Origin of the sequence: Oceanobacillus sp. HCA-5259, assembly GCF_037892815.1 — a bacterium.
In the GTDB taxonomy this organism is placed as follows: domain Bacteria; phylum Bacillota; class Bacilli; order Bacillales; family Amphibacillaceae; genus Oceanobacillus; species Oceanobacillus indicireducens.
In genome coordinates this window covers 118,310-143,206 of sequence record NZ_JBBKBV010000004.1, presented here as the reverse complement: position 1 = coordinate 143,206, position 24,897 = coordinate 118,310, and the positions used below count along the sequence as shown (strand labels likewise).

General features: G+C 40.8%; 22 protein-coding genes and 2 tRNA genes. 3 read left to right on the top strand and 21 right to left on the bottom strand.

Annotated features, from left to right (window positions below; genetic code table 11):
• Nucleotides 1-683: 683 nt before the first annotated feature.
• From hemL to hemA, 5 genes are read right to left on the bottom strand one after another with little or no spacing between them, the layout of a single operon-like run.
• Complete coding sequence (gene hemL / locus WKU33_RS04150; RefSeq protein WP_340453372.1) at nt 684-1,973, bottom strand: glutamate-1-semialdehyde 2,1-aminomutase; 1,290 nt, start codon at nt 1,971-1,973, stop codon at nt 684-686.
• A gap of 14 nt (nt 1,974-1,987) precedes the next feature.
• Nucleotides 1,988-2,989, bottom strand: coding sequence for a porphobilinogen synthase (hemB, locus tag WKU33_RS04145; protein WP_340453369.1), 1,002 nt, complete (start codon nt 2,987-2,989; stop codon nt 1,988-1,990).
• A gap of 3 nt (nt 2,990-2,992) precedes the next feature.
• The gene (locus tag WKU33_RS04140) at nt 2,993-3,736 is read right to left on the bottom strand and encodes a uroporphyrinogen-III synthase (protein ID WP_188857033.1); all 744 of its coding nucleotides are present in this window, start codon (nt 3,734-3,736) and stop codon (nt 2,993-2,995) included.
• Nucleotides 3,736-4,662, bottom strand: coding sequence for a hydroxymethylbilane synthase (gene hemC / locus WKU33_RS04135; RefSeq protein ID WP_340453367.1), 927 nt, complete (start codon nt 4,660-4,662; stop codon nt 3,736-3,738). Before hemC ends, WKU33_RS04140 begins: the two co-directional genes overlap by 1 nt.
• A 37-nt stretch (nt 4,663-4,699) precedes the next feature.
• The gene (gene hemA, locus WKU33_RS04130) at nt 4,700-6,073 is read right to left on the bottom strand and encodes a glutamyl-tRNA reductase (RefSeq protein WP_156856307.1); all 1,374 of its coding nucleotides are present in this window, start codon (nt 6,071-6,073) and stop codon (nt 4,700-4,702) included.
• Nucleotides 6,074-6,828: 755 nt separating this feature from the next.
• Between hemA and WKU33_RS04125 the strand changes: the two genes are divergently transcribed.
• Complete coding sequence (locus tag WKU33_RS04125) at nt 6,829-7,308, top strand: LiaI-LiaF-like domain-containing protein (protein ID WP_188857035.1); 480 nt, start codon at nt 6,829-6,831, stop codon at nt 7,306-7,308.
• A gap of 66 nt (nt 7,309-7,374) precedes the next feature.
• Here the strand turns inward: WKU33_RS04125 and yihA are convergent, their stop codons facing one another.
• The 13 genes from yihA to WKU33_RS04060 form a co-directional block, all read right to left on the bottom strand.
• The gene (gene yihA, locus WKU33_RS04120) at nt 7,375-7,956 is read right to left on the bottom strand and encodes a ribosome biogenesis GTP-binding protein YihA/YsxC (protein WP_188857036.1); all 582 of its coding nucleotides are present in this window, start codon (nt 7,954-7,956) and stop codon (nt 7,375-7,377) included.
• Nucleotides 7,925-10,273, bottom strand: coding sequence for an endopeptidase La (lon, locus tag WKU33_RS04115; protein WP_188857037.1), 2,349 nt, complete (start codon nt 10,271-10,273; stop codon nt 7,925-7,927). Before lon ends, yihA begins: the two co-directional genes overlap by 32 nt.
• Nucleotides 10,274-10,502: 229 nt before the next feature.
• Nucleotides 10,503-11,780, bottom strand: a complete 1,278-nt coding sequence (gene clpX / locus WKU33_RS04110; RefSeq protein WP_188857038.1) for an ATP-dependent protease ATP-binding subunit ClpX — start codon at nt 11,778-11,780, stop codon at nt 10,503-10,505.
• Nucleotides 11,781-12,048: 268 nt separating this feature from the next.
• Complete coding sequence (gene tig, locus WKU33_RS04105; RefSeq protein ID WP_340453360.1) at nt 12,049-13,338, bottom strand: trigger factor; 1,290 nt, start codon at nt 13,336-13,338, stop codon at nt 12,049-12,051.
• Nucleotides 13,339-13,454: 116 nt separating this feature from the next.
• Nucleotides 13,455-14,423, bottom strand: a complete 969-nt coding sequence (locus WKU33_RS04100) for a tetratricopeptide repeat protein (RefSeq protein ID WP_340453358.1) — start codon at nt 14,421-14,423, stop codon at nt 13,455-13,457.
• Nucleotides 14,424-14,835: 412 nt separating this feature from the next.
• Nucleotides 14,836-14,909 (bottom strand) — tRNA-Arg (locus tag WKU33_RS04095).
• 1 nt (nt 14,910) lies between these two features.
• Nucleotides 14,911-14,984 (bottom strand) — tRNA-Gly (locus tag WKU33_RS04090).
• 883 nt (nt 14,985-15,867) lie between these two features.
• The gene (locus WKU33_RS04085) at nt 15,868-16,380 is read right to left on the bottom strand and encodes a metallophosphoesterase (protein WP_340453356.1); all 513 of its coding nucleotides are present in this window, start codon (nt 16,378-16,380) and stop codon (nt 15,868-15,870) included.
• A 52-nt stretch (nt 16,381-16,432) separates the two neighbouring features.
• The gene (locus tag WKU33_RS04080; protein WP_340453354.1) at nt 16,433-17,026 is read right to left on the bottom strand and encodes an XTP/dITP diphosphatase; all 594 of its coding nucleotides are present in this window, start codon (nt 17,024-17,026) and stop codon (nt 16,433-16,435) included.
• Nucleotides 17,027-17,794 carry a ribonuclease PH gene (rph, locus tag WKU33_RS04075; protein ID WP_340453352.1) on the bottom strand — a complete coding sequence of 256 codons (768 nt, stop codon included), beginning with the start codon at nt 17,792-17,794 and terminating at the stop codon, nt 17,027-17,029.
• Between the two features lie 220 nt (nt 17,795-18,014).
• Complete coding sequence (locus tag WKU33_RS04070) at nt 18,015-19,094, bottom strand: GerMN domain-containing protein (RefSeq protein WP_340453350.1); 1,080 nt, start codon at nt 19,092-19,094, stop codon at nt 18,015-18,017.
• Nucleotides 19,095-19,203: 109 nt separating this feature from the next.
• Nucleotides 19,204-20,019 (bottom strand): glutamate racemase, encoded by an 816-nt coding sequence (gene racE / locus WKU33_RS04065; protein WP_340453348.1) that lies wholly within the window; start codon nt 20,017-20,019, stop codon nt 19,204-19,206.
• A gap of 21 nt (nt 20,020-20,040) precedes the next feature.
• A complete protein-coding gene (locus tag WKU33_RS04060; protein WP_156858027.1) occupies nt 20,041-20,496 on the bottom strand; it encodes a MarR family winged helix-turn-helix transcriptional regulator in 456 nt (151 codons plus the stop codon).
• 222 nt (nt 20,497-20,718) lie between these two features.
• Here WKU33_RS04060 and WKU33_RS04055 point away from each other — a divergent pair, with 222 nt between their 5' ends.
• Nucleotides 20,719-20,943 (top strand): helix-turn-helix domain-containing protein, encoded by a 225-nt coding sequence (locus WKU33_RS04055; RefSeq protein ID WP_156857869.1) that lies wholly within the window; start codon nt 20,719-20,721, stop codon nt 20,941-20,943.
• 235 nt (nt 20,944-21,178) lie between these two features.
• Nucleotides 21,179-21,589 carry a carboxymuconolactone decarboxylase family protein gene (locus WKU33_RS04050; protein ID WP_336251334.1) on the top strand — a complete coding sequence of 137 codons (411 nt, stop codon included), beginning with the start codon at nt 21,179-21,181 and terminating at the stop codon, nt 21,587-21,589.
• Between the two features lie 79 nt (nt 21,590-21,668).
• Here WKU33_RS04050 and WKU33_RS04045 read toward each other — a convergent pair whose 3' ends face one another.
• The 3 genes from WKU33_RS04045 to sdhA form a co-directional block, all read right to left on the bottom strand.
• Nucleotides 21,669-22,124 carry an acyl-CoA thioesterase gene (locus WKU33_RS04045; protein ID WP_340453344.1) on the bottom strand — a complete coding sequence of 152 codons (456 nt, stop codon included), beginning with the start codon at nt 22,122-22,124 and terminating at the stop codon, nt 21,669-21,671.
• A 211-nt stretch (nt 22,125-22,335) separates the two neighbouring features.
• The gene (gene sdhB / locus WKU33_RS04040; RefSeq protein WP_340453342.1) at nt 22,336-23,100 is read right to left on the bottom strand and encodes a succinate dehydrogenase iron-sulfur subunit; all 765 of its coding nucleotides are present in this window, start codon (nt 23,098-23,100) and stop codon (nt 22,336-22,338) included.
• A gap of 15 nt (nt 23,101-23,115) precedes the next feature.
• Nucleotides 23,116-24,867, bottom strand: coding sequence for a succinate dehydrogenase flavoprotein subunit (sdhA, locus tag WKU33_RS04035; RefSeq protein WP_340453340.1), 1,752 nt, complete (start codon nt 24,865-24,867; stop codon nt 23,116-23,118).
• Between the last annotated feature and the right edge of the window lie 30 nt (nt 24,868-24,897).

Here is a 24,897-nt window from a genome sequence, read left to right as displayed (position 1 = left end):
TGCCTATACAGTTAAACCCTGTGTATACACTATCTATATGAATGGATAAAAGGAGATATGCATGAAAAAAACCTGATACAGCTGGAGGATTAATCCCCGTGTATCAGGTCTTCAAAGGTTATGACTTAATTTTCGAACCAAAAAACCAAAGTGTTTATTAAATAAAGTGCCAATTGCCTTCAATCAGCGTAAGTGTTTAGCGCATTCTCTTGGTTAGATCTCTAATCGTCGTTCAGTTGCCCGGCGGACGGATGCTTTCCACGGGCACAGCAGAAGCCTCAACGCACAGGACATGCTAATGCAGACGTTGCCACAGGACGTGGCGTACTTAGTCTGCCTCGGGCTGAGCACTAAGGGGTCTCCGGACTCGCGCTATTCCCGCAGGAGTCACCGTCCACCGGGCAACTGAACTGGTAGAGAGGATTATTATTAATGGAAAAAATCCCACCATGATAGGTGCTCTCTTACTAAAATGAAAAGTATTGCTCCGAATTTGGCCTTTCCTCGGAGCAGTCCAGACACCTCGAGACTCCAGCAGGAGGATAGGCATAGGTGAGACCCCGCAGGGCGCCAGCCCGAGGAGGCTCACCAGCCGCCTGCGGAAAGCGAGAGGTGTCTGGACTGCGGACCTCCAGGAAACAGTTGCACTTACGCTGAATGAAAGTGATTATAATGGATTGCAGTTATTTAGTTAGATTTGCAAACACCCGGTTCACTGCTTGGATTGTTTTTTCAATGTGTTCCATCGTATGTGCAGTTGATAGGAATAGTCCTTCAAATTGGGATGGTGGCAGGAAAATTCCTTCTTCAATCATGCCGCGATAATAAGCCGCGAAACGATCTAAATCAGAAGTTTGTGCTGTTTCAAAGTTGATGACTTCTTCAGCTGTAAAGAATACACCAACCATAGAACCGACACGGTTAATTTGTAATGGAATACCATGTTGCTCGCTAGCTTCCTGGAAACCTGCCTCTAACCGGTCAGCTAATTTCCCGAGCTCTTCATACGCCGCCTCGTCCATCGCTTTTAATGTTTCGTAACCCGCTGTCATTGCTAGAGGGTTTCCGGATAATGTTCCCGCTTGATAGATCGAACCTTGAGGTGCGATTTGTTCCATAATCTCTCGTTTTCCACCGAATGCACCGACCGGAAGCCCTCCACCGATAACTTTCCCAAGACAAGTAAGGTCCGGTATTACGTCATAATAACCCTGAGCACAATTATAACCAACACGAAAGCCTGTCATGACCTCATCAAAAATAAGTAATGCACCATGTTTTGTTGTAAGTTCACGCAAGTTTTGTAAGAAGTTATTTCTTGGTGGAACGACTCCCATGTTACCGCAGACAGGCTCGGTAATGACCGCAGCAATCTGGTCTCCGTACTGTTCGAATGCAAGCTGAACACTTTCATAATCATTATATGGAACTGTAATCGTGTTACTTGCAGTCGAAGCCGGTACCCCTGGGCTGTCCGGGAGACCAAGTGTTGCTACACCGGAACCAGCTTTAATTAATAAGGAATCACCATGGCCATGATAGCTTCCTACAAATTTCACAATAATATCTCTGCCAGTATATCCACGGGCAAGCCTGATTGCACTCATCGTCGCTTCGGTACCCGAATTTACCATCCGAACAATTTCGATGGAAGGCACTCGTTCTTTTACTAGTGCAGCCAATTTATTTTCCATTTCAGTTGGTGCACCGAAACTCGTTCCTTTATCAACTACTTCTTTCAATTTGGTTGTTACCCGCTCATCGGCATGACCTAAAATAAGCGGTCCCCAACTTAACACATAATCAATATATTCATTTCCATCAATATCCGTAATCGTCGCACCTTTCCCCTCTTCCATAAAGATTGGCGACATGCCGACTGATTTAAAAGCGCGAACGGGTGAGTTCACACCACCAGGCATTAGGTCAACTGCTTCTTTATATGCATCAATGGATTTTGAAAAGTTTTTCATCGTTCGTTCCTCCTTCATGAATTACGTAAAACTGCCGCAACGTCTTTTGCAAAATATGTTAATATAATTTCTGCTCCTGCACGTTTCATGGAAGTTAGCATTTCAATCACAAGTTGTTGTTCATCAATCCAGCCATGCTGTGCGGCAGCTTTTACCATTGCATATTCTCCGCTCACATTATAAGCAACAACGGGAAGGTCAAATTCATTTCTGATGTCACGGATAACGTCGAGATAGGATAACGCTGGTTTGACCATAAGAAAGTCTGCTCCTTCTTCAACGTCTGACCGAGCTTCCCTGATTGCTTCCAGACGATTTGCCGGATCCATCTGGTATGTCTTCCGGTCACCGAACTGCGGAGCACTATCGGCCGCATCGCGGAAAGGTCCGTAAAAGGCTGAAGCATATTTAACTGCGTATGACATAATCGGAATGTGGGTAAACCCTGCCTCGTCCAGTGCTTCTCTTATAACTGCGACAAAGCCGTCCATCATATTAGATGGTGCAATAATATCCGCCCCTGCCTCAGCTTGAGATACAGCTGTTTTTGCAAGCAATTTTAATGACTCGTCATTATCTACATCATTGCCATGAATCACGCCGCAATGACCGTGGTCTGTATATTCACAAAGACATGTATCAGCAACAACGAGCAACTCAGGATACTTTTCTTTTACAAGCTTGGTGGCTTGCTGCACAATCCCGTCTTCTGCATACGCCCCGGAACCAACCTCGTCTTTACCTGTAACGACACCGAAGAACATAAGTGCACGTATACCTAATTCATATGCTTCTGTTACCTCTTCCATTAAGCGGTCCAGTGAGAATTGGTAAACAGAAGGCATCGATGGCACTTCATTCTTAATATTTTCCCCTTCGATGACAAATATCGGATAAATAAAATCTTCAACATGAAGATGTGTTTCACGCACCATCGCCCGCATTGATGCACTACTCCGTAAGCGGCGATGTCTCTTAAATTGATTATTCATTCTCAAATCTAACATTCCTTCCATCAATTAATCTTGAATCATTGCTTCGAGCATTCCTTCAATCGTGAATGTTTTTGCAGTGATCAACTGGTTGAAACCTGCCGCACTTGCCGCCTTTTTCGTCGTTGTACCGATACAGACACAAGGAACCGGAACAGGTTCTCCATATAAGTCAATAAATGCGTTCACTGTTGAAGGGCTTGTAAAGGTGAGATAATCAAAGGCATTCTTCTGTATCACTTCATGCAATCGTTCTTTTATACCTCCATTTATCATTGTCTCATATACTTCTATCGAATCGAAAGCAATGCCTCTTTCCGTGAATTTTTTCGGTAAAATATCCAAGGAACGGCTACCCCGCACTAATAAAATCTGTTCTCTATTTTGGTAAATCGGCAGGAAAATCGCTGCCAAGGATTCTGCATCATATGTATCAGGCACGAGATCAGCTGTATAGCCGAATCGTTGTAGTGCCAAATCCGTTTTATGACCAACCGCAGCGATTTTTACTTGCTCCCCAAAATGGCCACCATTTTTATCATATGCAGCAAAAAAGCAATTCACGCCATTTGCACTCGTAAAAATAATCCAATCATAGCTTTTCAGACGATTGAAAACATCCTGCTCATTGCTTGCTGTTATACTATTTATCCGAAGAAGCGGGATTTCAATCGGTATGCCTCCGAGTTCTCGTATTTTTTCCGAGAAACTCTTCGCTTGACCGGCTTCCCTTGTCACGATGATACGTTTTCCCTTTAAGTCACCGGACATTACTCCTGCTCCTCTTTCGCCTTTTGAACAATTTCTTTTGCTCCTTGATTAATAAGAAGGCCCGCAGCTTCTGTTCCAACTTCAACCGGGTTTTTCCCTTTTACTACTTCCTTCAAAATTGTTTTACCATCAGGGGTTCCGACCAACGCTGTCATTACAAGTTCATCTTCCTTGTAATAGGCATGACCGCCAATCGGCACTTGACAACCACCTTCGAGCAAGTCTAAAAATGTCCGTTCTGCTGTGACCGTTTCCGTTGTCTCCTCATCATTGATTAAGGAGAGGATTTCTCTCATTTCCTCATCGTCTTCCCGGCACTCAATCGCAAGAGCTCCTTGTCCGACTGCTGGTACACAAACTTCAGGATCAAGGTATTCTGTAACTATCGATAAGTCCATACCAACTCGTTTAATACCTGAGACTGCAAGAATAATTGCATCATAATCTTCTTCTCTAAGCTTTCTGAGGCGGGTTTCGATATTACCGCGAATCCATTTTATTTCAAGATCTGGCCTGGCAGCAAGGATTTGCGTGCTACGACGTAAACTGCTGGTACCGACAATTGCCCCCGCTGGTAATTCGTTCAGTTTCAGATCATTTTTTGAAATGAAAGCATCTCGATAATCCTCCCGAACTGGAATCGAGCCAATTATTAAGCCTTCTGGAAGTACAGCAGGCATATCTTTCATACTATGAACTGCAAAGTCGATACGCTTATCATAAAGGGCTTGCTCAATTTCTTTTACAAATAAGCCTTTACCGCCTACTTTTGATAACATGACATCAAGGATCTGGTCGCCTTTTGTAACAATTTCCTCGATGACAAATTCATTTTTCACCCCCGCTTGTTTTAATTGTTCAATAACCCATTTCGTCTGTGTCAAAGCAAGATTACTTCGCCTTGATCCAACAATAATTTTCCGCATGAAAAAACCTCCTAATTGCAAATCCGTTTCCTTGTCTCTATATACTGGAAATCTCTTTAATCCGAGGAAGCGGTGAGTTTTCCGGTCGATTCAATTCTTTCATACTTTCATTTTTTTCCGTTTGCTTTTCGAACTCCTCAACTACTTCTGCTTCAATGCCGAATATATCTACAAAAAGCTGCAGACTTTCTTCCGCATTCTCTGATCCAGCCAATTCTTTTGCCTGAGTAATCGGCTCCTTTAACAATTGATTAATAATACTTTTCGTATGCTTACTCAGAACCTTTTTCTCCCGCTCCGTTAAATCAGGCATTTTCCGTTCAATACTTTTCATCGTTTCCGCTTGAATGCCTAAAGCTTTTTTCCGAAGTGCGGAAATTACCGGGACAACACCTAGCGTGCGGAGCCACTCTTTAAATTCGATAATTTCTTCATGAAGTAACTGCTCCACTTCATTTGCAGCTTTTCTTCTTTCTTCTAAATTCTCATCGACAATATGCTGTAAATCATCAATATCAAATAAATATACTTTATCAAGTTCACCGATTGCAGGATCTATATCCCGAGGAACGGCGATATCAACTAAAAATAAAGCTCTGCCTTCTCTTCTAGAAAGAACTGGTTCGAGCATTTCCTTTGTTAGTACGATATTTTCAGCGGCAGTTGTCGTAAATAAGATGTCAGTCGATTGCAGAACTTCCAGTAGTTTCTCCATTGGTTCTGCTTCCACTTGAAATTTACTTGCCATTGTTTCTGCTTTCGAATACGTCCGGTTTACAATGGTAAGATTCGATGCGCTAGCACCTTGTAAATTTTTCACAGCAAGTTCGGCCATTTCTCCTGCACCGAGAATCGTTATATTTTTATCACGAATTTTTCCTAATTTATTTTTAATCAATTCGACAGCGGTATAACTTATTGATACGGCATGTTCACCGATCGCTGTTTCATGGTGTACCCTCTTTCCAAAGGTGATAACTTGTTTGAACAGTTCATTAAAGATCGTTCCGGTCGCTTTCACTTTCTGTGATGCAAAAAATGCATCCTTCATTTGACCAAGAATCTGTGTTTCCCCTAGCACCATCGAATCTAAACCAGTCGTCACCCGAAACAGATGTTCCAGTGCATCGTCATTTTCGTTAATCTGCAAGTACTCTTCAAATTCAGCTTTGTCAATCCCGAACCAATCAGCTAAAAATGTTTTTATATAGTATCTTCCGGTGTGTAACTGATCAACAACCGCATAAATTTCCGTACGATTACAAGTTGACAATATGACGTTTTCTAAGATGCTTTTTCTTGCTTTTAGCTCAACCATTGCTTCATGTAAAGACTCCTCGGAGAAAGTCAATTTCTCCCTAATTGCAACAGGAGCATTCTTGTAGTTAAATCCAACTTTTAAAATGTGCACGTGTCTTACCTCCAGAAGTAATCAATCATTTTTCCGTAATTGCATTTACATATTCCACTATAAGTATAGTATTATTATATCATAAGGCTTTATCCAGTAATTTTACAGCTTTAGCACAATTACAATTTTGTTACAGTTATAATGTAACAAAACTTTCACAGTCTGAGACTCCAAATTCCTTTCATTCAGCGTAAGTGCAACTCTCTTTCCGGGGTCCGCAGTCCAGACACCTCTCGCTTTCCGCGGGCGGCTGGTGAGCCTCCTCGCGGGCAAGCCCGCTGCGGGGTCTCACCTAGGCCTATCGACGAACAGGAGGTTCTAATGCCGGCATTGGTCACAGGACGTGACCGTACTTAGCCGGCCTCCCGCAGGAGTCTCGAGGTGTCTGGACTGCTCCCATGAATGACCGAATTTGGAACACTATTTTTCATTTAAAGAATTAGAACTCTCATCATAGTGGGATAGTTTCCGTTAATAATAATCCTCTCTACCAGTTCAGTTGCCCGGTGGACGGTGACTCCTACGGGAATAGCACGAGTCCGGAGACCCCGCAGGGCGGTAGCCCGAGGAGGCTTCGGCTGTGCCCGCGGAAAGCATCCGTCCACCGGGCAACTGAACGGCGATTAGAGTTCTAAACTAAAGGAACGAGCAAATACACTTACGCTGAATGAAAGGGTTCATACGATTAATTTCCAGGTGCAAAGGTTTAGGGTGTAATGTTAAAATTGATTATTATTTGTTAGAGGAGAAGATGGATGAGAACACAAAATCCTTTACTTGCTTACATATTAATTGGAATTGGCGTATTTTTTCTGCTGCGTGAATTGAAACTACCGATCATTACTGATTTCTATTCTTGGCAAACCCTTTTAATTATCATAGGACTAGCCTTTTTGATTCACAGTTACCGTTCCCGCAGTTATCAACATATTTTCACCGGTATTCTTATTCTCGGTATCGGGATCCACTTACACGGATCAGCATATTATCATTTTTGGATTAATCATTGGGCAGTTTATTTAATCATAATTGGTTTAGCCTTTTTAATTCGCTATTTTAAGACGAAAACGGGCTTTCTCCCTGGTATTGCCTTCCTTGCTGTTGGAGTATTATTTATTTACTCAACCGCGTTTCATTCATATTTTTATTGGATATATGATGTAATTGCTTTAGTGGAAAGGTATTGGCCAATCATACTAATTATCTTAGGTTTTGTCTTATTAAGAAAGAAGTAGAATCATTCCAGAGGAAAGACCTCCTCTTTACGCGAAAGTAAAAATTTCCGAAAGAGGAGGTGAACCTTATAAATATTGTTTAATTGCTTGCCAAGCTTGGTCTTTCCCTTCACCGGTTTCCGCTGAAAAGGGAATGACAATGTCTTCTGCATCAACTTCAAACGTGTCTTTTACGACTTTCACATGTTGATGTTGTTTTGATTTTTTTACTTTATCGAGTTTCGTTGCGATGATAATGACAGGAAGCTCATAATATTTAAGATAATCATACATTTGGACATCGGCGTCTGTCGGTTCATGACGGACATCACAGACGAGAACAACTGCTTTCAAGTTCTCTCTTTGCTGGAAATATTCATCCATCATTTTACCCCATTTTTCTCTTTCTTTCTTGGATACCTTTGCATAGCCATAGCCCGGGACATCTACAAAATAAAAAGCTTCATTCAATTTATAAAAATTCAACGTTTGGGTTTTTCCTGGTTTTTGTGACGTTCGAGCCAAGTTTTTTCGATTAATCAATGTATTGATAAAAGATGATTTTCCGACATTCGAACGTCCCGCTAAAGCGATCTCAGATAAGCCTTCCTCCGGGTATTGCTTCTTCGAGACCGCACTAATTACGATTTCCGCTTGATTGATTTTCATTTTCTTCCTCCACCAATGCGATTTCCAATACTTCATCTAAATGACTGACCGGGATAAATGTTACATTCTGTTGTACACTTTCTGGAATAGACGCAATATCCTTCTCATTTTCTTTCGGAATAATGATTGTCGTTAAGCCAGCCCGGTGTGCACTTAATGATTTTTCTTTTAAGCCGCCGATAGGAAGTACTCTTCCCCGTAACGTTATTTCCCCGGTCATTCCAACCTCTTTCCGAACAGCGCGGCCAGTAAGTGACGAGACAAGTGCCGTTGCAATGGTAATTCCCGCTGAAGGTCCATCTTTTGGTGTGGCTCCTTCTGGTACGTGAATATGAATATCAAACTTCTCATAAAAGTCAGCAGGGATTTGCAGTTCCTTGGCACGGGAGCGGACATAACTGGAGGCAGCTTGAGCAGATTCCTGCATCACTTCACCTAGCTTACCAGTTAGAATTAATTTACCTTTTCCAGGATAGTGGGATACTTCAATAGATAAGATATCGCCACCTGCCGATGTATAAGCAAGACCGGTTGCAGCACCGACTTGGTCCTCAACTTCCATTAAACCATAACGATATAATGGTTTCTCTAGGAAATCCTCTAAATTCTTGACCGTAACGACTACTCGTTTCTTCTCACCGGAAATAATAATTTTGGCTGCTTTACGACAAACTTTAGCAAGTTGTCTTTCCAGGCTACGGACGCCCGCTTCCCTAGTATAAGTTCTTACAATTTGCAGGAGTGCTTCATCTCTAATTTGTAAATTGGATGGTTTTAATCCGTTTTCTTTAACTTGTTTTGGCAATAAGTGTTCTTTTGCGATATGGAGCTTTTCCACTTCCGTATAGCCGGAAAGAGAAATTAATTCCATCCGGTCTAAAAGCGGACCAGGAATACTATTCACATTATTTGCCGTTGCAATAAATAATACTTTCGATAAATCATATGTTTCTTCGATAAAATGATCACTGTAACTATTGTTCTGCTCTGGGTCTAATACTTCGAGCATTGCAGCGGAGGGATCCCCGCGGAAGTCATTTGACATCTTATCAATTTCATCGAGTAAAAATACCGGATTTATAGTACCTGCCTTCTTCATTCCTTGGATAATCCGACCTGGCATTGCACCAATATAAGTCCTTCGGTGACCTCTTATTTCCGCTTCATCCCTCACTCCACCGAGGGAAATACGCACGAAATTTCGATTTACGGACTGAGCAATGGAACGTGCAAGGGATGTTTTCCCAACACCAGGCGGCCCAACTAGACAAAGAATTGGACCTTTTAGAGAGTTCGTCAGCTTTTGGACAGCTAGATATTCCAAGATGCGTTCTTTTACTTTCTCCAGTCCGTAATGGCCTTCATTTAATACTTTTTCAGCTTCATTAATGTCAATTGTATCTTGCGTTTGTTTTGTCCATGGCAGATCCAATAGCCAATCCAAGTAATTGCGAATGACAGAGCTTTCTCCAGAGCTTTGTGGTACTTTCTCGTAACGGCCTAATTCTTTAAGGGCAATTTCGTAAATATGTTCCGGCATATCGGATTCGTCAATTTTTTCTCTTAATTCACTGACTTCACCGGATTTACCATCTCTATCACCGAGTTCTTTTTGAATTGCTTTTAATTGTTCACGCAAATAATATTCTTTCTGCGTTTTCTCCATGGATGTTTTAACTCGTTCACCGATTTTCTTTTCGATGCTTAGTACTTTCTTTTCATTCGTAATTAAGCTAATGATGTGTTGCATACGTTCGGTGACATTCGTCATTTCTAATAATGTCTGTTTTTCCTTTAACTTGATGGATAAGTGCGAGCTAATAATATCAGCGGCCCGTGCTGGGTCCTCCATGTCCACAACTGACTGTGCTGTTGCGCTAGACACTTTCCTGGAGAGCTTCGTATACTGCTCAAATTGTTCAAGTAGTGCACGCATGAGTGCCTCTTCTTCCGTCTGATCTGCATGTACTTCTTCTAGTTGTGCAATTTCTACTAGAACCTCGTCTTCTTCATCGATAGTGCGGACAATTTCGTAACGGTCAAGTCCTTCTACCAATACACGCAACGTGCCATTAGGCATCTTCAGCATTTGGTTGACCTTTGCAAGTGTACCAATTCGGTATATCTCATCTATTTTCGGCTGATCAATGCTCGTTTTTTTCTGTGCAGCCAGGAATATAAGTTGATCATCAACCATTGCTTTCTCCAGTGCTGCGATCGATTTATCTCTTCCAACATCCAAGTGTAAAACCATGGATGGAAACACAATTAAACCGCGTAAAGGCAGGAGGGGGACTTTCTTTATTTTGTTAACCATGATAACGACCTCCAAAATGAATATGTATAACTCCATGTTAATGCGTTCAACCGAAAAATAATAGTTAATTGATTATTATAGTTGATTTACATGTTGTAGTAAGTACTATTCCCCAATATCCTATTTATACATACAGAAATGGAGACTTACTGCTAATAGGCTCTTCAAACAGACGAGAGCATCTTTTAAGCAGCCAGTCTCCATTATCTCAAAAATGTTCTAATTCATATTACGCACTTTCTTTTGGTAAATTCTCATTACCTTCAATTACCGTACCATCACGAAATACAAGCTTAGGACTGCCATGTTCTTCTTTCACCGTATCCTCTGTTATAATACATTTCGTAATATCTTCACGGGAAGGAAGCTCGAACATAACGTCAAGCACAAGCCCTTCAATGATGGAACGAAGACCCCGGGCACCTGTCTTCCGTTCGATTGCCTTCTTCGCAATCTCACGTAGAGCAGCTTCCTCCATCTCCAGTTCCACATCATCCATTTCAAATAGCTTCTCATATTGTTTCACGAGCGCATTCTTAGGTTTTGTCAGAATTTGAATAAGGGCATCCTCATCCAATGGTGTTAAGCTAGAAATAACCGGAATACGACCAATGAATTCTGGAATTAACCCATAGCGAAGCAAGTCTTCTGGTAAAATTTTGGAAAGCAGTGCACCCATGTCCAAATCTTCTTGTTGTTCGTTTGCTCCAAATCCAATAACTTTCTTACCAAGACGGCGCTTAATTACTTGGTCAATTCCGTCAAAGGCTCCTCCTACGATAAATAGGATATTTGTCGTATCGATTTGGATGAATTCTTGATGTGGATGTTTGCGCCCGCCCTGTGGTGGTACACTTGCAACCGTTCCCTCTAGAATCTTAAGTAAAGCTTGTTGTACACCTTCACCTGAAACGTCTCTTGTAATTGACGGGTTTTCAGACTTTCTTGCTACTTTATCAATCTCATCGATATAAATAATTCCTTTTTCCGCTTTTTCCACGTCATAATCGGCTGCTTGGATTAGTTTAAGAAGAATATTCTCGACATCTTCTCCTACATAACCAGCTTCTGTAAGTGATGTAGCGTCAGCCATAGCAAAAGGCACATTAATGATGCGTGCTAATGTTTGAGCTAGTAATGTTTTACCACTTCCTGTAGGTCCAATCAGAGCGATGTTACTTTTCGCCAGTTCTACATCGTCGGTTTTATTCATTGAGTTGACTCGTTTGTAGTGATTATAAACAGCTACAGACAGACTCTTCTTCGCTTGATCTTGCCCAATGACGTAATCATCAAGGATTTCACAGATTTCCCTTGGTTTTGGGATTTCTGTAAATTCCATCGCATCTTCCGAACCGAGTTCTTCTTCTACAATTTCTGTACATAACACAATACATTCATCGCATATATAGACACCAGGCCCGGCAACTAATTTACGAACCTGTTCCTGATTCTTTCCACAAAAGGAGCATTTTAATTGTCCTTTTTCTTCATTGAATTTAAACATTTTTTCACCCCTATAGTTCATAAGAAAATTAAATTTCCTGACTTAATTATAGCAATCATATCAGATACGAAATAAAAAACAAAACGATAAACCTTGTAGCATGATATCGTAGCCACTTTAATTAATTCCATATTACTTATCTATATGACAGATAGCAACCGTTAAGTCAGTGAAATGTAAATTAATGCTTGTTCCGTTTCGGTTATACAGAAACAAGGTGCGAGGGAATTCGCACCTTGTTCATGTTGTCTTGTCTTAGCCGGGATGATTAGTTAGCTGCTTTGCTATGTTCCACTAATAGATCGATTGCTTTTCTTATTTTAAGATCGTTTTGGATTGTCTCTGTGTTTCCACCAAGGATTTGAACAAGTTGATCTTTCTCTACACCGTACATGCCAGCCATCTTGTCAATCTCTTCATTCACTTCTTCTTCTGTAGCCTCAAGATTTTCCGCATTTGCAATTGCTTCAAGCGTCAAGCTAGTTTTCACTCGTTTAGCCGCATCTTCTTTCATTTGTTCTTTCAGCGCATCTTCATCTTGACCAGAGAATTGGGAATACATTTCTAACGTCATTCCTTGCATCTGTAGACGTTGTTCAAATTCAGCAAGCATTTGTTCCAATTCATTTTCTACCATTGCATCTGGAATATCAACTTCAACATTATCAGATGCTTTTTCAATTAGACTTTCACGTTTTGCAGTTTCTGCTGCTTGCGTTCTTTCTTCCAGCATTTGTTCTTTCTTTTTCGTCTTGAGTTCTTCAAGTGTCTCTACTTCATCATCAACATCTTTCGCGAACTCATCATCAAGTTCTGGAAGTTCTTTTGCTTTGACTTCATGAATTTTAACTTTAAAAGTTGCTTCCTTACCAGCTAGATTTTCTGCATGGTATTCTTCTGGGAAGGTTACATCGATTTCTGTTTCTTCTCCTGGTTTCTTACCGATTAACTTCTCTTCAAATCCAGGAATGAATTGACCAGAACCGATTTCCAGGCTTTGGTTTTCACCTTTACCGCCTTCAAACGCTTCTCCATCAGTGAAACCTTCAAAGTCGATAACAACCGTATCGCCTTCTGCAATTTCCCCATCTTCTTTAACAACAAGCTCCGCATGTTGCTCCTGAAGATTTTTTAATTCTTGCTCGATGTCTTCATCTGTCACTTCAACTGATTCTTCTTCCACTTCTAGTCCTTTATATTCACCTAAAGTAACTTCAGGCTTCACTTCAACCTCTGCAGTGAAGATCAATTCTTTCCCTTTTTCGATTTGTTCGATATCTACACTCGGCTGTTCGATTGGGAAAATATCCGCCTCGTCAACTGCTTTTGAGTAAGCTTCTGGTAATACGATATCTACTGCATCCTGATAAAGGGATTCTACTCCGAAACGCTTTTCAAATAATCCACGCGGAACTCTTCCTTTACGGAAACCTGGAAGCTGTACATCTTTTACTACCTTTTTAAATGCTTGATCTAATGCTTGATCAAATTCTTCAGCAGGAACTTCAAATGTTAAAATCCCTTTATTTCCTTCTTGTTTTTCCCATTTCGCTGTCATTATTAATTACCTCCAACATCTATTGTTTAACTTAATAACATTTTTTTAGGGTTCGTTTTCAATTTTTACAACTTAATCATTATACCATAATTGAGAGGTCTTTCAAGCCTTTGTTCCTAATCATCAATAATACTTGCATATAATAGATCGGTTGTTTTAATTTCTTGGATATACTTATCTACCTCTGCCTGTTCTGGTGTGGACACGGCTATGTTTAAATAGTCATTCCCAATCTGTAATAATGCTTCCGCGATATAAAATGATTCATCAATTGATGGTGTAATCGGATAGAGCGCATAGAGATAGTGTTCTAAAAGCGTATTCATCACCTCATATAGCGATGGATTGCTTTGTTCTATTTTCTTAATCTCAGTAGCAATTTCTTTTGCGATTGCACTTTCATTAACTTCCGGCGTCTCACTCGGTATCACCTTCATTTGAATACCAAACTTATGTACTTCTACTGGTTTTGCTACTCCTAGATTCTTCAACCATAAATAGATGGCTGTTTTGACAAGCGGATGGATATGTTCATTTGCAAGCAACGAGATCACTTTCTCATTTGGTTGGATTGTCGTTTTACTGAGTTTGTCAATAAGTCTCCATTGTTCGATATGATTATCTTGGTGAACGGCATCATAGAGTGCATTCAGAAAAACATTCGAACGCTCCAGCTCCACATTCAGCCGCATTTTTTCACTCATCGTGTAGAGCTGTTTAAATGGTTCTTGCAAATGATTTGGTACGTTTCCGCTTTCTAATTCCACAGATACTACATCAATTAATGTATCATACTGATCTGTTTGGAATAATAATGTTAAATAAATATGTATGTATTGATAGTAGTGGGAATCTTTTTCTTCTATTAAAGATTCACAGAGTTCTTGCGCTTCCTTATAACGTTCCAGTTCCATTAAGCAGATTAATTTACCGGTATAAATATCATGATTTTTCACGTCATAGCTTAACAGGTTATCTAATTTTTCTAATGCATCCTCGAATTTCTTTTCTTTAATTGCTGCAACACTTTCTTCTTCTAACACTTTTTGCCATTTTGGAAACAAAATGATATTTCCAGGTTTCATTTTTCTCAGGTCACCTCCTCCTTTTGTTTCATTTTATATGAGAATGACTTAATAAATAGTTTTACCTTTCCTATTGAATATGAAACATAAAATGAAACTTCATTCGGCGGGAAGTTTATTCTACTCCGGCGGAATGTTAGTTGAATGATCAGGGTGCTAACATCCATTATCTCCCACCTACACAATTCCCCTACTTAAAGGCGGAAGTCTTATGGATGATGACACCGTGATGAAGAGAAAGAAAAAAGCAGCTTTTTGCATTCTCTGCTACGGTTTAATTCCGTTCATCCAATCGAGGAGTTGTTTCATCTGGTTCGAAAGCGCAAGCAAGTAGATAAAAGTATATATATCTTATCATAATACAAAAGAGAAACCTAAAACAAGTTAGGTTTCTCTTTTGCTGTTTGAAAAGCGTCCCAAGTAGGATTCGAACCTACGACCTACAGCTTAGAAGGCTGTTGCTCTATCCAGCTGAGCTATTGGGACATGGAGCGGGTGAAGGGAATCGAACCCTCATCATCAGCTTGGAAGGCTGAGGTTTTACCACTAAACTACACCCGCAGGATGCTTTTTTATTTAGTTTTAAAAATTCATTATGTAAATATATGTTTTAGAAGCGAACAAGATTTATTATAGCAGTTTCACATAAAATGTCAACATCTATTTTGAAAGATTTTTGTAACGTACTATTTCTCTTTTCCATTGTACCGCTGATTACTTTCATTCAGTGTGAGTGCAACTTTCATCACGGGGATCGGTAGTAGCCGACAGTACTGGCGAAGGGCTACACGTTAGAGCAAGGTTTAAGCGAAGAAAGCGCGGAATCCTCACGATAGTACAATCCGGGAGTATATTCGGCATACGCAATATCTAGCGGATTACATGACGCAGGTACGTGGCTATCCTATCGTAAAATTAACCGATTTGATTGAAAAAACGTCGTTACGAAGGTTCTATGGGGCGGAACGGAAAGAGTGAATTTTACGAAATATAAGCGGAATATAGTCGTCGTCCTTCCGAAAGCCTTCTAAGCTGTAAGTCGTAGGTTCGAATCCTACTTGGGACGCTTCGGCACTAAATGTCCGCTGAAGTCCCGTTAGCTCAACCGTTACGGCACTCGATAAACCTTTCGGAAAGCTAACGGGACTTTTTCGTTTCTTACAGATTCCTTCAATTTTCGGGAGGGGCTGTGGGACGTGAGAGCAGTAATAGTAATCCAAGGGTCAAGGTGAAGGCCAAGGCGAAGCTTCCATCGAACCTAAATTTACTGGACGGAGAGACTGCAAGTGGAAAAGCAAGCGGAAGGAAGTACGTAGCCGGGAGATGAAAGAAATGGTTAAGTCGAAAGGATACACCGAAGCCGGACAACTACCCTTGAAACATCTTATCAAATTTAAAAAAGCTCGCCAAGAAAACTAAATTCCTTAGCAAGCTACTTGAAACATCAAGTATTCTTCGGATAATCCAACGCTCCATAATGTTCGCCAGTGAGGGTATAAAACTTCACGGCTATATCCCGATCTGTATCCCATTCTAAAATAGCATAGGTTTTCTCTTGCATTCCACCCCTTGGCTGATAGATACTACCTGGATTAATAAATAGCTGTTCCCCTTCCTGAACAACACCAGCGACATGTGTATGGCCGAAACAAACTACATCCGCATTCGTTTCCCGCGCACGTAATGAAAGTGCGGTTAGACCATAATTCACTTTATGCAGATGCCCGTGAACAACGAGGAAGTTCAAGCCATCAATCTCCATCGTCTGCTCTATCGGATAACGGTTGTCAAAGTCACAGTTTCCTGCTACTTTATAAAAACCTTCCATTGGACCGGAGTCGATATCGAGCTCAGAATCTCCGCAATGGATGAGATAATCAACCTCATGCCTTTCTTTGATTTCCGATAGTTCCTCTGCTAGTCCGTGACTATCACTGACAATCAAAACTTTCGTCATGCTGCATCTCCCTCTCTATTCGTCCTTTTTCATGTAAAGAGGATGTTTAACCTCAAGTTAGCTTTTCCCAGTTTTCCAATTGTTTTATTGCGTTACTTCGGTGGCTTATCTGATTTTTTTCTGCAGCGCTTAATTCTGCCATCGTTTGTTGATATCCATTAGGGATAAACAGTGGATCATAGCCGAAACCGTTCGTCCCTTTGGGATTAAGCGCTATCTTCCCTTCACAGACACCCCTGTAAAGCGTTGTTTCTTCACCAGGAACGGCGATTGCAAGTACACAAACAAATCTTGCTGTTCGCTTATCTTGCGGAACTTCCTGCAAATTCTTAAGTAGCTTTTGATTATTTGCTTCATCACTCTTCTCTTCTCCGGCATAACGGGCGGAATAAATTCCCGGAGCACCGTGGAGCGCATCAACGACGAGACCGGAGTCGTCTGCTAGAACTGGACGATTCAACAACTCTGCAATTTGCTCCGCTTTAAGTGTCGCATTCTCTGCAAAACTATCTCCAGTCTCTTCAATATCAGGGAGTTGTTCAGCAATGTCCAGCAAGGATTGCACCTTTATACCGTAGGGTTTAAAAAAATCGATAAATTCATTGACTTTACCCTTATTCCGAGTTGCGATAATGATTTCTTTCATTTAAATCTCCTCACCTTGCGCCACTTGCTCGCTTCCAATGGATTCTCCAAGCTCCCCCAGTATTTCTTTCTGTAACTCAAATAACTGTTGTAAACCTTCATCGGCCAAATTCAGCATGGTAAAGAGCTCGTTTTTCGAGAATGTGGCCTCTTCTCCTGTACCTTGGATTTCCACAAATTCACCTGCACCAGTCATTACAATATTCATATCTACATTTGCATCGGCATCTTCCTCATAATTTAAATCAAGAACTGCTTCTCCTGATGATAGTATTCCGACTGACGCCGCTGCTAAATAAGCTTTTACAGGCAAGGATTTGATTTGCTTTTTTTCCAGTAAAGTTCCGAGCGCAAGTGTCATCGCAACAAAAGCTCCGGTAATGGAAGCAGTTCTGGTCCCGCCATCCGCTTGAATGACATCACAATCTACCCATACCGTACGCTCACCGAACCCTTCTAAATCAACAACAGAACGTAATGCACGTCCAATGAGTCGTTGAATTTCCATCGTTCTCCCTGTGACTTTCCCTTTCGAGGATTCCCGGATATTTCGTTTCTCTGTTGCCCGTGGAAGCATCGCATATTCAGCAGTAATCCAACCTTTCCCTTGCCCTCTCATAAATGGTGGTACTCGGTCTTCAACACTTGCATTACAGATTACTTTTGTATTCCCCACTTCGATCAATACTGAACCTTCAGGATGCATAATATAATCTTTTTCCATTTTAATAGGTCTTAATTCATTTATTTTTCTTCCATCATTTCTCATGTAAAAATCCTCCTCATTCGTCAAATCAAGCTTACCATACTTTTCCCGAAAGAAAAATCATCATTCCTACAAAAGTTGCAGATTAATAATCCACTGTATTTTTATTTTATAGTTTCCTTGTGCATGAAATATTAACGATACTCAAAAACTCTAAAAAAGTATTTGGCATGCTATGAAACAAAAAGAAGCCAGGGCATCCCCCAGCTTCGGAATCCTTTTATTAAAGCTTCTCACTTGGAACAAAGAAGTCGGCAGTAACAGGGTCACTATATGGTTCCCCGTTCTCATTTGCAATAACATCCTTATTCTCCACTTTAATATCAACAGCGTCAATTTCATCTTGTACTGTTAATGTTCGGACAATCGTCTCCATCACTTCGTCGGCAATAACTGCTTCTTCAACATCTTTTAATATCGCTTCGTTAAAAGTGAGTTCCAACACGCCCTCTGATAGGACAGGCTCACTCACGAGCATTGCCTCATCATTGAATACATGAGTCACATTTGTCATAAAGCCCGGACCTTCCATTAAAGAAGTGACAATCGCTTCAAACATTTCTTCTTCATTCTCAGCACCTACATATTGAGTAACCGGGATATAATAACGATTCTCCTGGTCACTTGCAGGGTAATACATTGTTACTGCCTCGCTATTAATAAAATCAATCGTGTCATTCTGAATAACGTTAATTCCATGTGCTTGCGAATAACCTTTTCCAATCGGTGTACCATTTACCGGCATTTCATCCAGTGGATGGCCATTAACCCAAAGTTGAACCCTTTCTACACTATCAAATTGTGTTAAAGTATGTGTGATCGCTTCAAGTATTTTCACTTCATCTTCAGCGGCATACTCTTCAAATTCCTTGGAAAAGTCTACAACCATTGTCCCGTCTTCTAAAAGGTTTAAACCAAGTACTTCCGTTCCTGCGGGTAAGACCGCACGAAAACCATTTGGCAGTAGATCCATTACCGGTCCATCATCAACTAGATACTCTAATACTTGGGTTGCAACTTCATTTGAATCAAGCAATGGCAATTCAATTATTTGTGAGGCGACCATGCCGTTTTCATCAATCAAATATAGCTGGCGGGCAATCATATCTGCAGCTTCTTCAGTGTTTTCCTCAGCCGCTTCAACGTCCTCTACCTCCGTTTGATCATTGTTTGCTGTATCATTCACTGCTTCTGCATTTTCTGGTGGATCGATTTCAACAGAAGACTGTTCCCCTTGGAAACAGGCTGTCAGTAACAATAATGACGCACATACACCTGGAATTAATAATCGACTCGCTTTCATGCAATACCTCCCTGCGATGGTTTGTACTACAATATATACGAGCTATCATGTGAAAATAGACCATCTTACCGAAAAATAAAAATTCCTATTAAAAAAGACTAGCTAGGCGCTAATCTTTTTCAATGACTGCTCGTTTAATTTTAAATTGCTGCTGGATACTACTTTGGAAAATTTTAGTTGCGATACAATTAAATAATTCCATATCCCCTGTAGAATAAATTTCATGTACCTGTTGCACACCTGATTTATTATGCAGATGTTTAATTTCAAGTACAGCACTTGTTTCCCTTGCTGTTTCTTCACTTGAGGAAATCACCGCAACCTTGTTACCAACTACATCTTGAATCAGCGGTTTTAATAAAGGATAATGCGTGCATCCTAAAATTAATGTATCCATCTCGTTATCTTTCATTAAAGGCTCTAACGTTGTCTGTACAACTGTTCTTGCTTCCTCACCTGAAAAGACTCCTCTTTCCACTAGTGGCACAAACAATGGACAGGCAAGCGCTTGTACATGAAGTTCTGGATTGATTCGCTTTAATGCCTCCGGATAAGCGCCACTTTTCACTGTACCTTCTGTCCCGATAATGCCAATTTCTTGATTGTTTGTTGCTTTAATCGCTGCCCTTGCCCCCGGATTGATGACACCGATCACCGGGATATCTAATTTATCTTTTAAATCATCAATCGTATAGGCTGTAGCTGTATTACACGCAATTACAAGCAGCTTAATTTCTTTTTCTAATAAGAAATTCACCATTTCCCAAGTGAATTGCTGAACTTCTTCTTTCGTTCTTGGTCCATATGGGCAGCGTTTCGTATCCCCAAGATAAATTAATTTCTCTCTTGGCAGTTGCCTCATAAGTTCAAGTGCTACGGTCAAACCGCCTACACCTGAATCAATTACTCCTATTGGTCTCTCCACTTTTCGTTCATTCCTTATCTACTATTTCTCATTTACTTGCTTCATTCGATCATACAATGAATCAAGCATTTCATTTAATACTGTTTCTTCTTCCGTGGTAAAGCCGGCGAGAACTTCCCGTAAATATTCCTGACGCTTTTCAATTACTTCGTGGATAATCACTTTTCCCTTGTCCAATAAATGAATCCTCACTACCCGTCGATCCTTATTATCCCTGATTCGTTCAACCAGTTCATTCTTTTCCATTCGGTCTACAAGATCGGTCGTTGTGCTAAAAGCAAGACTTATTTTATTTGAAAGCTCTCCAATCGTCAAGTCGCCTTCTTCCAGTAACCACTGGAGGGCTACAAACTGCGGAGAGGTTATGGGATAGTTATGTAAAATCTTCCTGCCGTTTTGTTTGATCATTCCAGATATATAACGTAATCTTTTTTCAATTTTAACGATGGGTTCTGATGAAGCAATCTCATTCTCCATTCGGCAACCTCCTTACACTCTAATTTCAAATTTGAATCAACGCCTTAGACTAGTATACCAAATTTTCATCCGTAGCATAGTAAATTTGCTGCTTAGCCCCGGAGTAAAGGCTCTAAAATAGGTCATTTACCACGCACTAAATTCCTTTCCGTTCATAAGCTATAATGACTAAATAATTCCCTTCAAAAAGCAGCTCTATCAAGAGCAAGGAGGGGTTATAATTTGAAGGACAGCAACTATAAACCGAAGCAATTATTAACGAAGCGAGAAAAGGAAGTATTTGAACTGCTTGTACAAGATATGACAACAAAAGAAATAGCCCAGAAACTGTTTATATCGGAAAAAACCGTGAGAAATCACATTTCAAACGCGATGCAGAAACTGGGAGTAAAGGGGCGTTCACAGGCAGTCGTTGAGCTTCTTCGTATGGGAGAACTTAAGCTGTAATTTAGACCGACTTTCATTAGTGGAAGTCGGTCTAATTTATCTTTTTATGAATAAACCAAGCGCACTCGTAACTTCAGTCATGAGAGGTTCAAAGTATAAACTAACAGGCTTGTACAATGTAACGCATGGCCCCTCATTGACGAGTCGTCCAAAAAGGCTATATACTAATACGAAAAGACAGAATATTATCTTTTATAAAGTCTTTTTATACAATTAAATCAAGGAGGTTTTTACAATGACAAACGATCGTTATCAAAGAGGGATAGATAAGATACAGGAACTTACGGCATCCGATGATCGTAATCCAACTGGAGAAATGGATATTGGGGAGGCGTTTAAAGATATTGCGCCAGATTTGAGCAAGTATGTTGTTGAATTTGCTTTTGGAGACATTTATGCGCGTCCTGGATTGGACAACAAGCAAAAGGTAATGACAACCATTACTGCTCTCGTCGCTCAAGGAAAACCGCAAATCGAAATGCATATTAAAACTGGATTATCTGTTGGTCTAACGCCGGAAGAGATTGTCGGTTGTATTATGCATCTCATTCCATATACAGGATTCCCTAGTGTGCTGAATGCACTTTCTGTCGCGAAAAAAGTTTTCGCCGAACGTGGCTTAACCGTTTCAACTCCTGAAGATTAATATAAGATTGAATTTGTTTTAAAAGATACATAGATTTAAAAAACCGACTTCCTTTTCATAGAAAGTCGGTTTTCTCCATTTAGCGTACATGATTTTTGTCTGCAAGTATTGTTTTCATTTCCTCAGGGATAGCCCAGGCTTTGTTCGTTGTAAAATCCATCATTACGACACGACCTCTTCCCGTTACCGTTATTTCACCTTGATTATTAACCGCCATATAATGTAAGTCCATGGATGTTGTACCGATTGTTTCCACTTTAACATAGAAATCTATCGTTTCATTGAAAAACATTTGCTTGAGATAATTACATTGGAGGTCAGCGACAACAAACCCTCGTTTCTTTTGATCCAAATCCTTAAATGAGCCAAAAGATTGCAAAAACTCAATTCGTGCCTCTTCGAAATAAATGAAAACGGACGTATTATTGACATGACCATATAAATCCGTTTCGGAAAAACGCACCTTTATCGGTATGGAAAAAGAAAATTCGGAACGCCATGTCTCCAAATCATTTATGTAATCTATTCCCTTCATCGCAATGCTCCCCCTTAAATAACGGAATGGTCCTCGCCTACATAGGTAAGGACCATTCGCTTTATTTCATCCCAGTACAATCGTCCGTAAAACTCCCACATCAAAAAGTCTGCCAAAGGAGTTTTGATGGAAGTTAACGGGCCCTATACTCCAGTTTGTTCAACTAATAATAAGTGGGGATAAAATAACCCCCCACTTATTAAGTTTCACTTTATAATGCTTTGTCACTGCCAAAGAAGCTTCTGAAGGCGTGCAGATTTGTTGCACGGTTCATTGCTGCAATCGAAGTAGTAAGCGGGATGCCTTTCGGACATACTTGTACACAGTTTTGTGAGTTACCACAGCCGCTGATACCGCCATCCTCCATCAAACCTTCTAATCGATCACTTGCATGCATTGCTCCTGTTGGGTGGGCATTAAATAAGCGCACCTGTGAAAGAGCCGCCGGTCCGATAAAGTCGGATTTGTCGTTAACATTCGGACAGGCCTCCAGACAAACACCACACGTCATGCATTTTGAAAGTTCATACGCCCACTGCCGTTTATTCTCCGGCATTCTTGGTCCTGGTCCAAGATCATGCGTTCCGTCGATTGGAACCCAAGCTTTCACTTGTTTCAATGCATCAAACATCCGCTCACGGTCGACAATTAAATCACGTACAACCGGGAAGGTCGACATTGGTGCCAAGCGGATTGGCTGCTCCAACTGGTCAACCAACGCTGCACATGATTGTCTTGCGGTACCATTAATTACCATCGAACAGGCACCACATACCTCCTCTAAACAACTCATCTCCCACATGACCGGTGATGTTTCTTCCCCATTTGCATTCACCGGATTCCGTTGAATTTCCATTAACGCGGAAATAACGTTCATATTCTGACGGTATGGAACATGAAACGTTTCTTCGTAGGGTTCAGAGTCTGGACTGTCTTGACGAGTTATAATAAATGTAACTGTACTTTTTTCAGCCATCTTGTATTCTCCCCCTTAGTGTGTAGTTGTGTAGTCACGTTTACGAGGCTTGATTAATGACACATCAACTTCCTCATAACTAATAATCGGTTCCACATTCTTGCTGTCAAACTCCGCGATTGTTGTCTTCAGGAATTCGTCATCATTACGTTCAGGGAATGCCGGTTTGTAATGAGCTCCGCGGCTTTCATCACGTTTATAGGCACCAATGGTAATAACACGCGCAAGATGCAACATGTTATCCAGCTGACGCGCAAACATGGCTCCTTGGTTACTCCAACGAGAAGTATCATTAATATTGATATTCTTCCAGCGTTCTTGTAACTCCTGAATTTTTTCATCTGTTTGAAGCAGCTTTTCATTTTCTCGTACAACAGTTACGTTGTCCGTCATCCATTCACCTAGCTCTTTATGCAACACATAAGCATTTTCGGTTCCATCCATGCCTAATAGATCATCGAATTTCGCTTGCTCTTCTCGTGCTTTCTCGTCAAAGAGCTGGTCACTAATGTCTTCTGCATGTTTATCAAGTCCGTCAATATATTCAATCGCTTTCGGGCCTGCAACAGAACCACCGTAAATTGCGGATAGTAGCGAGTTTGCACCTAGACGGTTCGCACCGTGCTGGGAATAATCAGCCTCTCCCGCTGCAAAAATTCCTGGGATATTTGTCATTTGATTTTCATCAATCCAAAGTCCGCCCATCGAATAGTGAACTGCTGGGAATATCTTCATCGGAACTTTACGCGGATCCTCTCCAACGAACTTTTCATAGATTTCTATAATTCCACCAAGCTTAATATCAAGTTCTTTTGCGTCCTTATGCGAGAGGTCAAGATAAACCATGTTCTCTCCATTAATACCAAGCTTTTGGTTCACACAAACATCAAAGATTTCTCTTGTAGCAATATCACGCGGTACAAGGTTTCCATAAGCTGGATATTTTTCTTCCAGGAAGTACCAAGGCTCCCCATCTTTATATGTCCAGATCCGTCCACCTTCTCCACGAGCAGATTCACTCATTAAGCGCAGTTTATCATCTCCAGGAATTGCTGTCGGGTGAATTTGAATAAATTCTCCGTTTGCATATTTGACTCCCTGTTGATAAAGAATACTTGCAGCTGAACCAGTATTGATCATCGAGTTCGTTGATTTTCCAAAGATGATACCAGGACCACCTGTTGCGAAAATAGTAGCGTCAGAACGAAATGCTCGAATTTCATGTGATTTAATGTCCTGAGCAACAATTCCCCGTCCGACACCTTCTTCGTCGATGATCGCTGAGAGGAATTCCCATCCTTCAAACTTTGTAACAAGTCCCTCTACTTCATAACGACGGACTTGTTCATCCAATGCATATAATAACTGTTGCCCCGTAGTTGCTCCGGCAAATGCAGTACGGTGCATTTGTGTACCACCAAAACGTCTGAAGTCTAGCAGGCCTTCTGGTGTACGGTTAAACATAACTCCCATCCGGTCAAACATATGTATAATCCCCGGAGCCGCCTCACACATTGCCTTTACTTGTGGTTGATTAGCTAAAAAGTCTCCACCGTATATCGTGTCATCAAAATGAAGCCATGGTGAGTCTCCCTCACCCTTCGTATTAACCGCTCCATTAATTCCACCTTGAGCACATACAGAGTGAGAACGTTTTACAGGAACAACTGAAAATAAATCAACTTTTACACCTGCTTCTGCTGCTTTGATTGTAGCCATTAATCCTGCTAGACCACCACCAATTACAGCAACTTTACGATTACTCATTTATTTGACTCACTCCTCTAATTACTTACT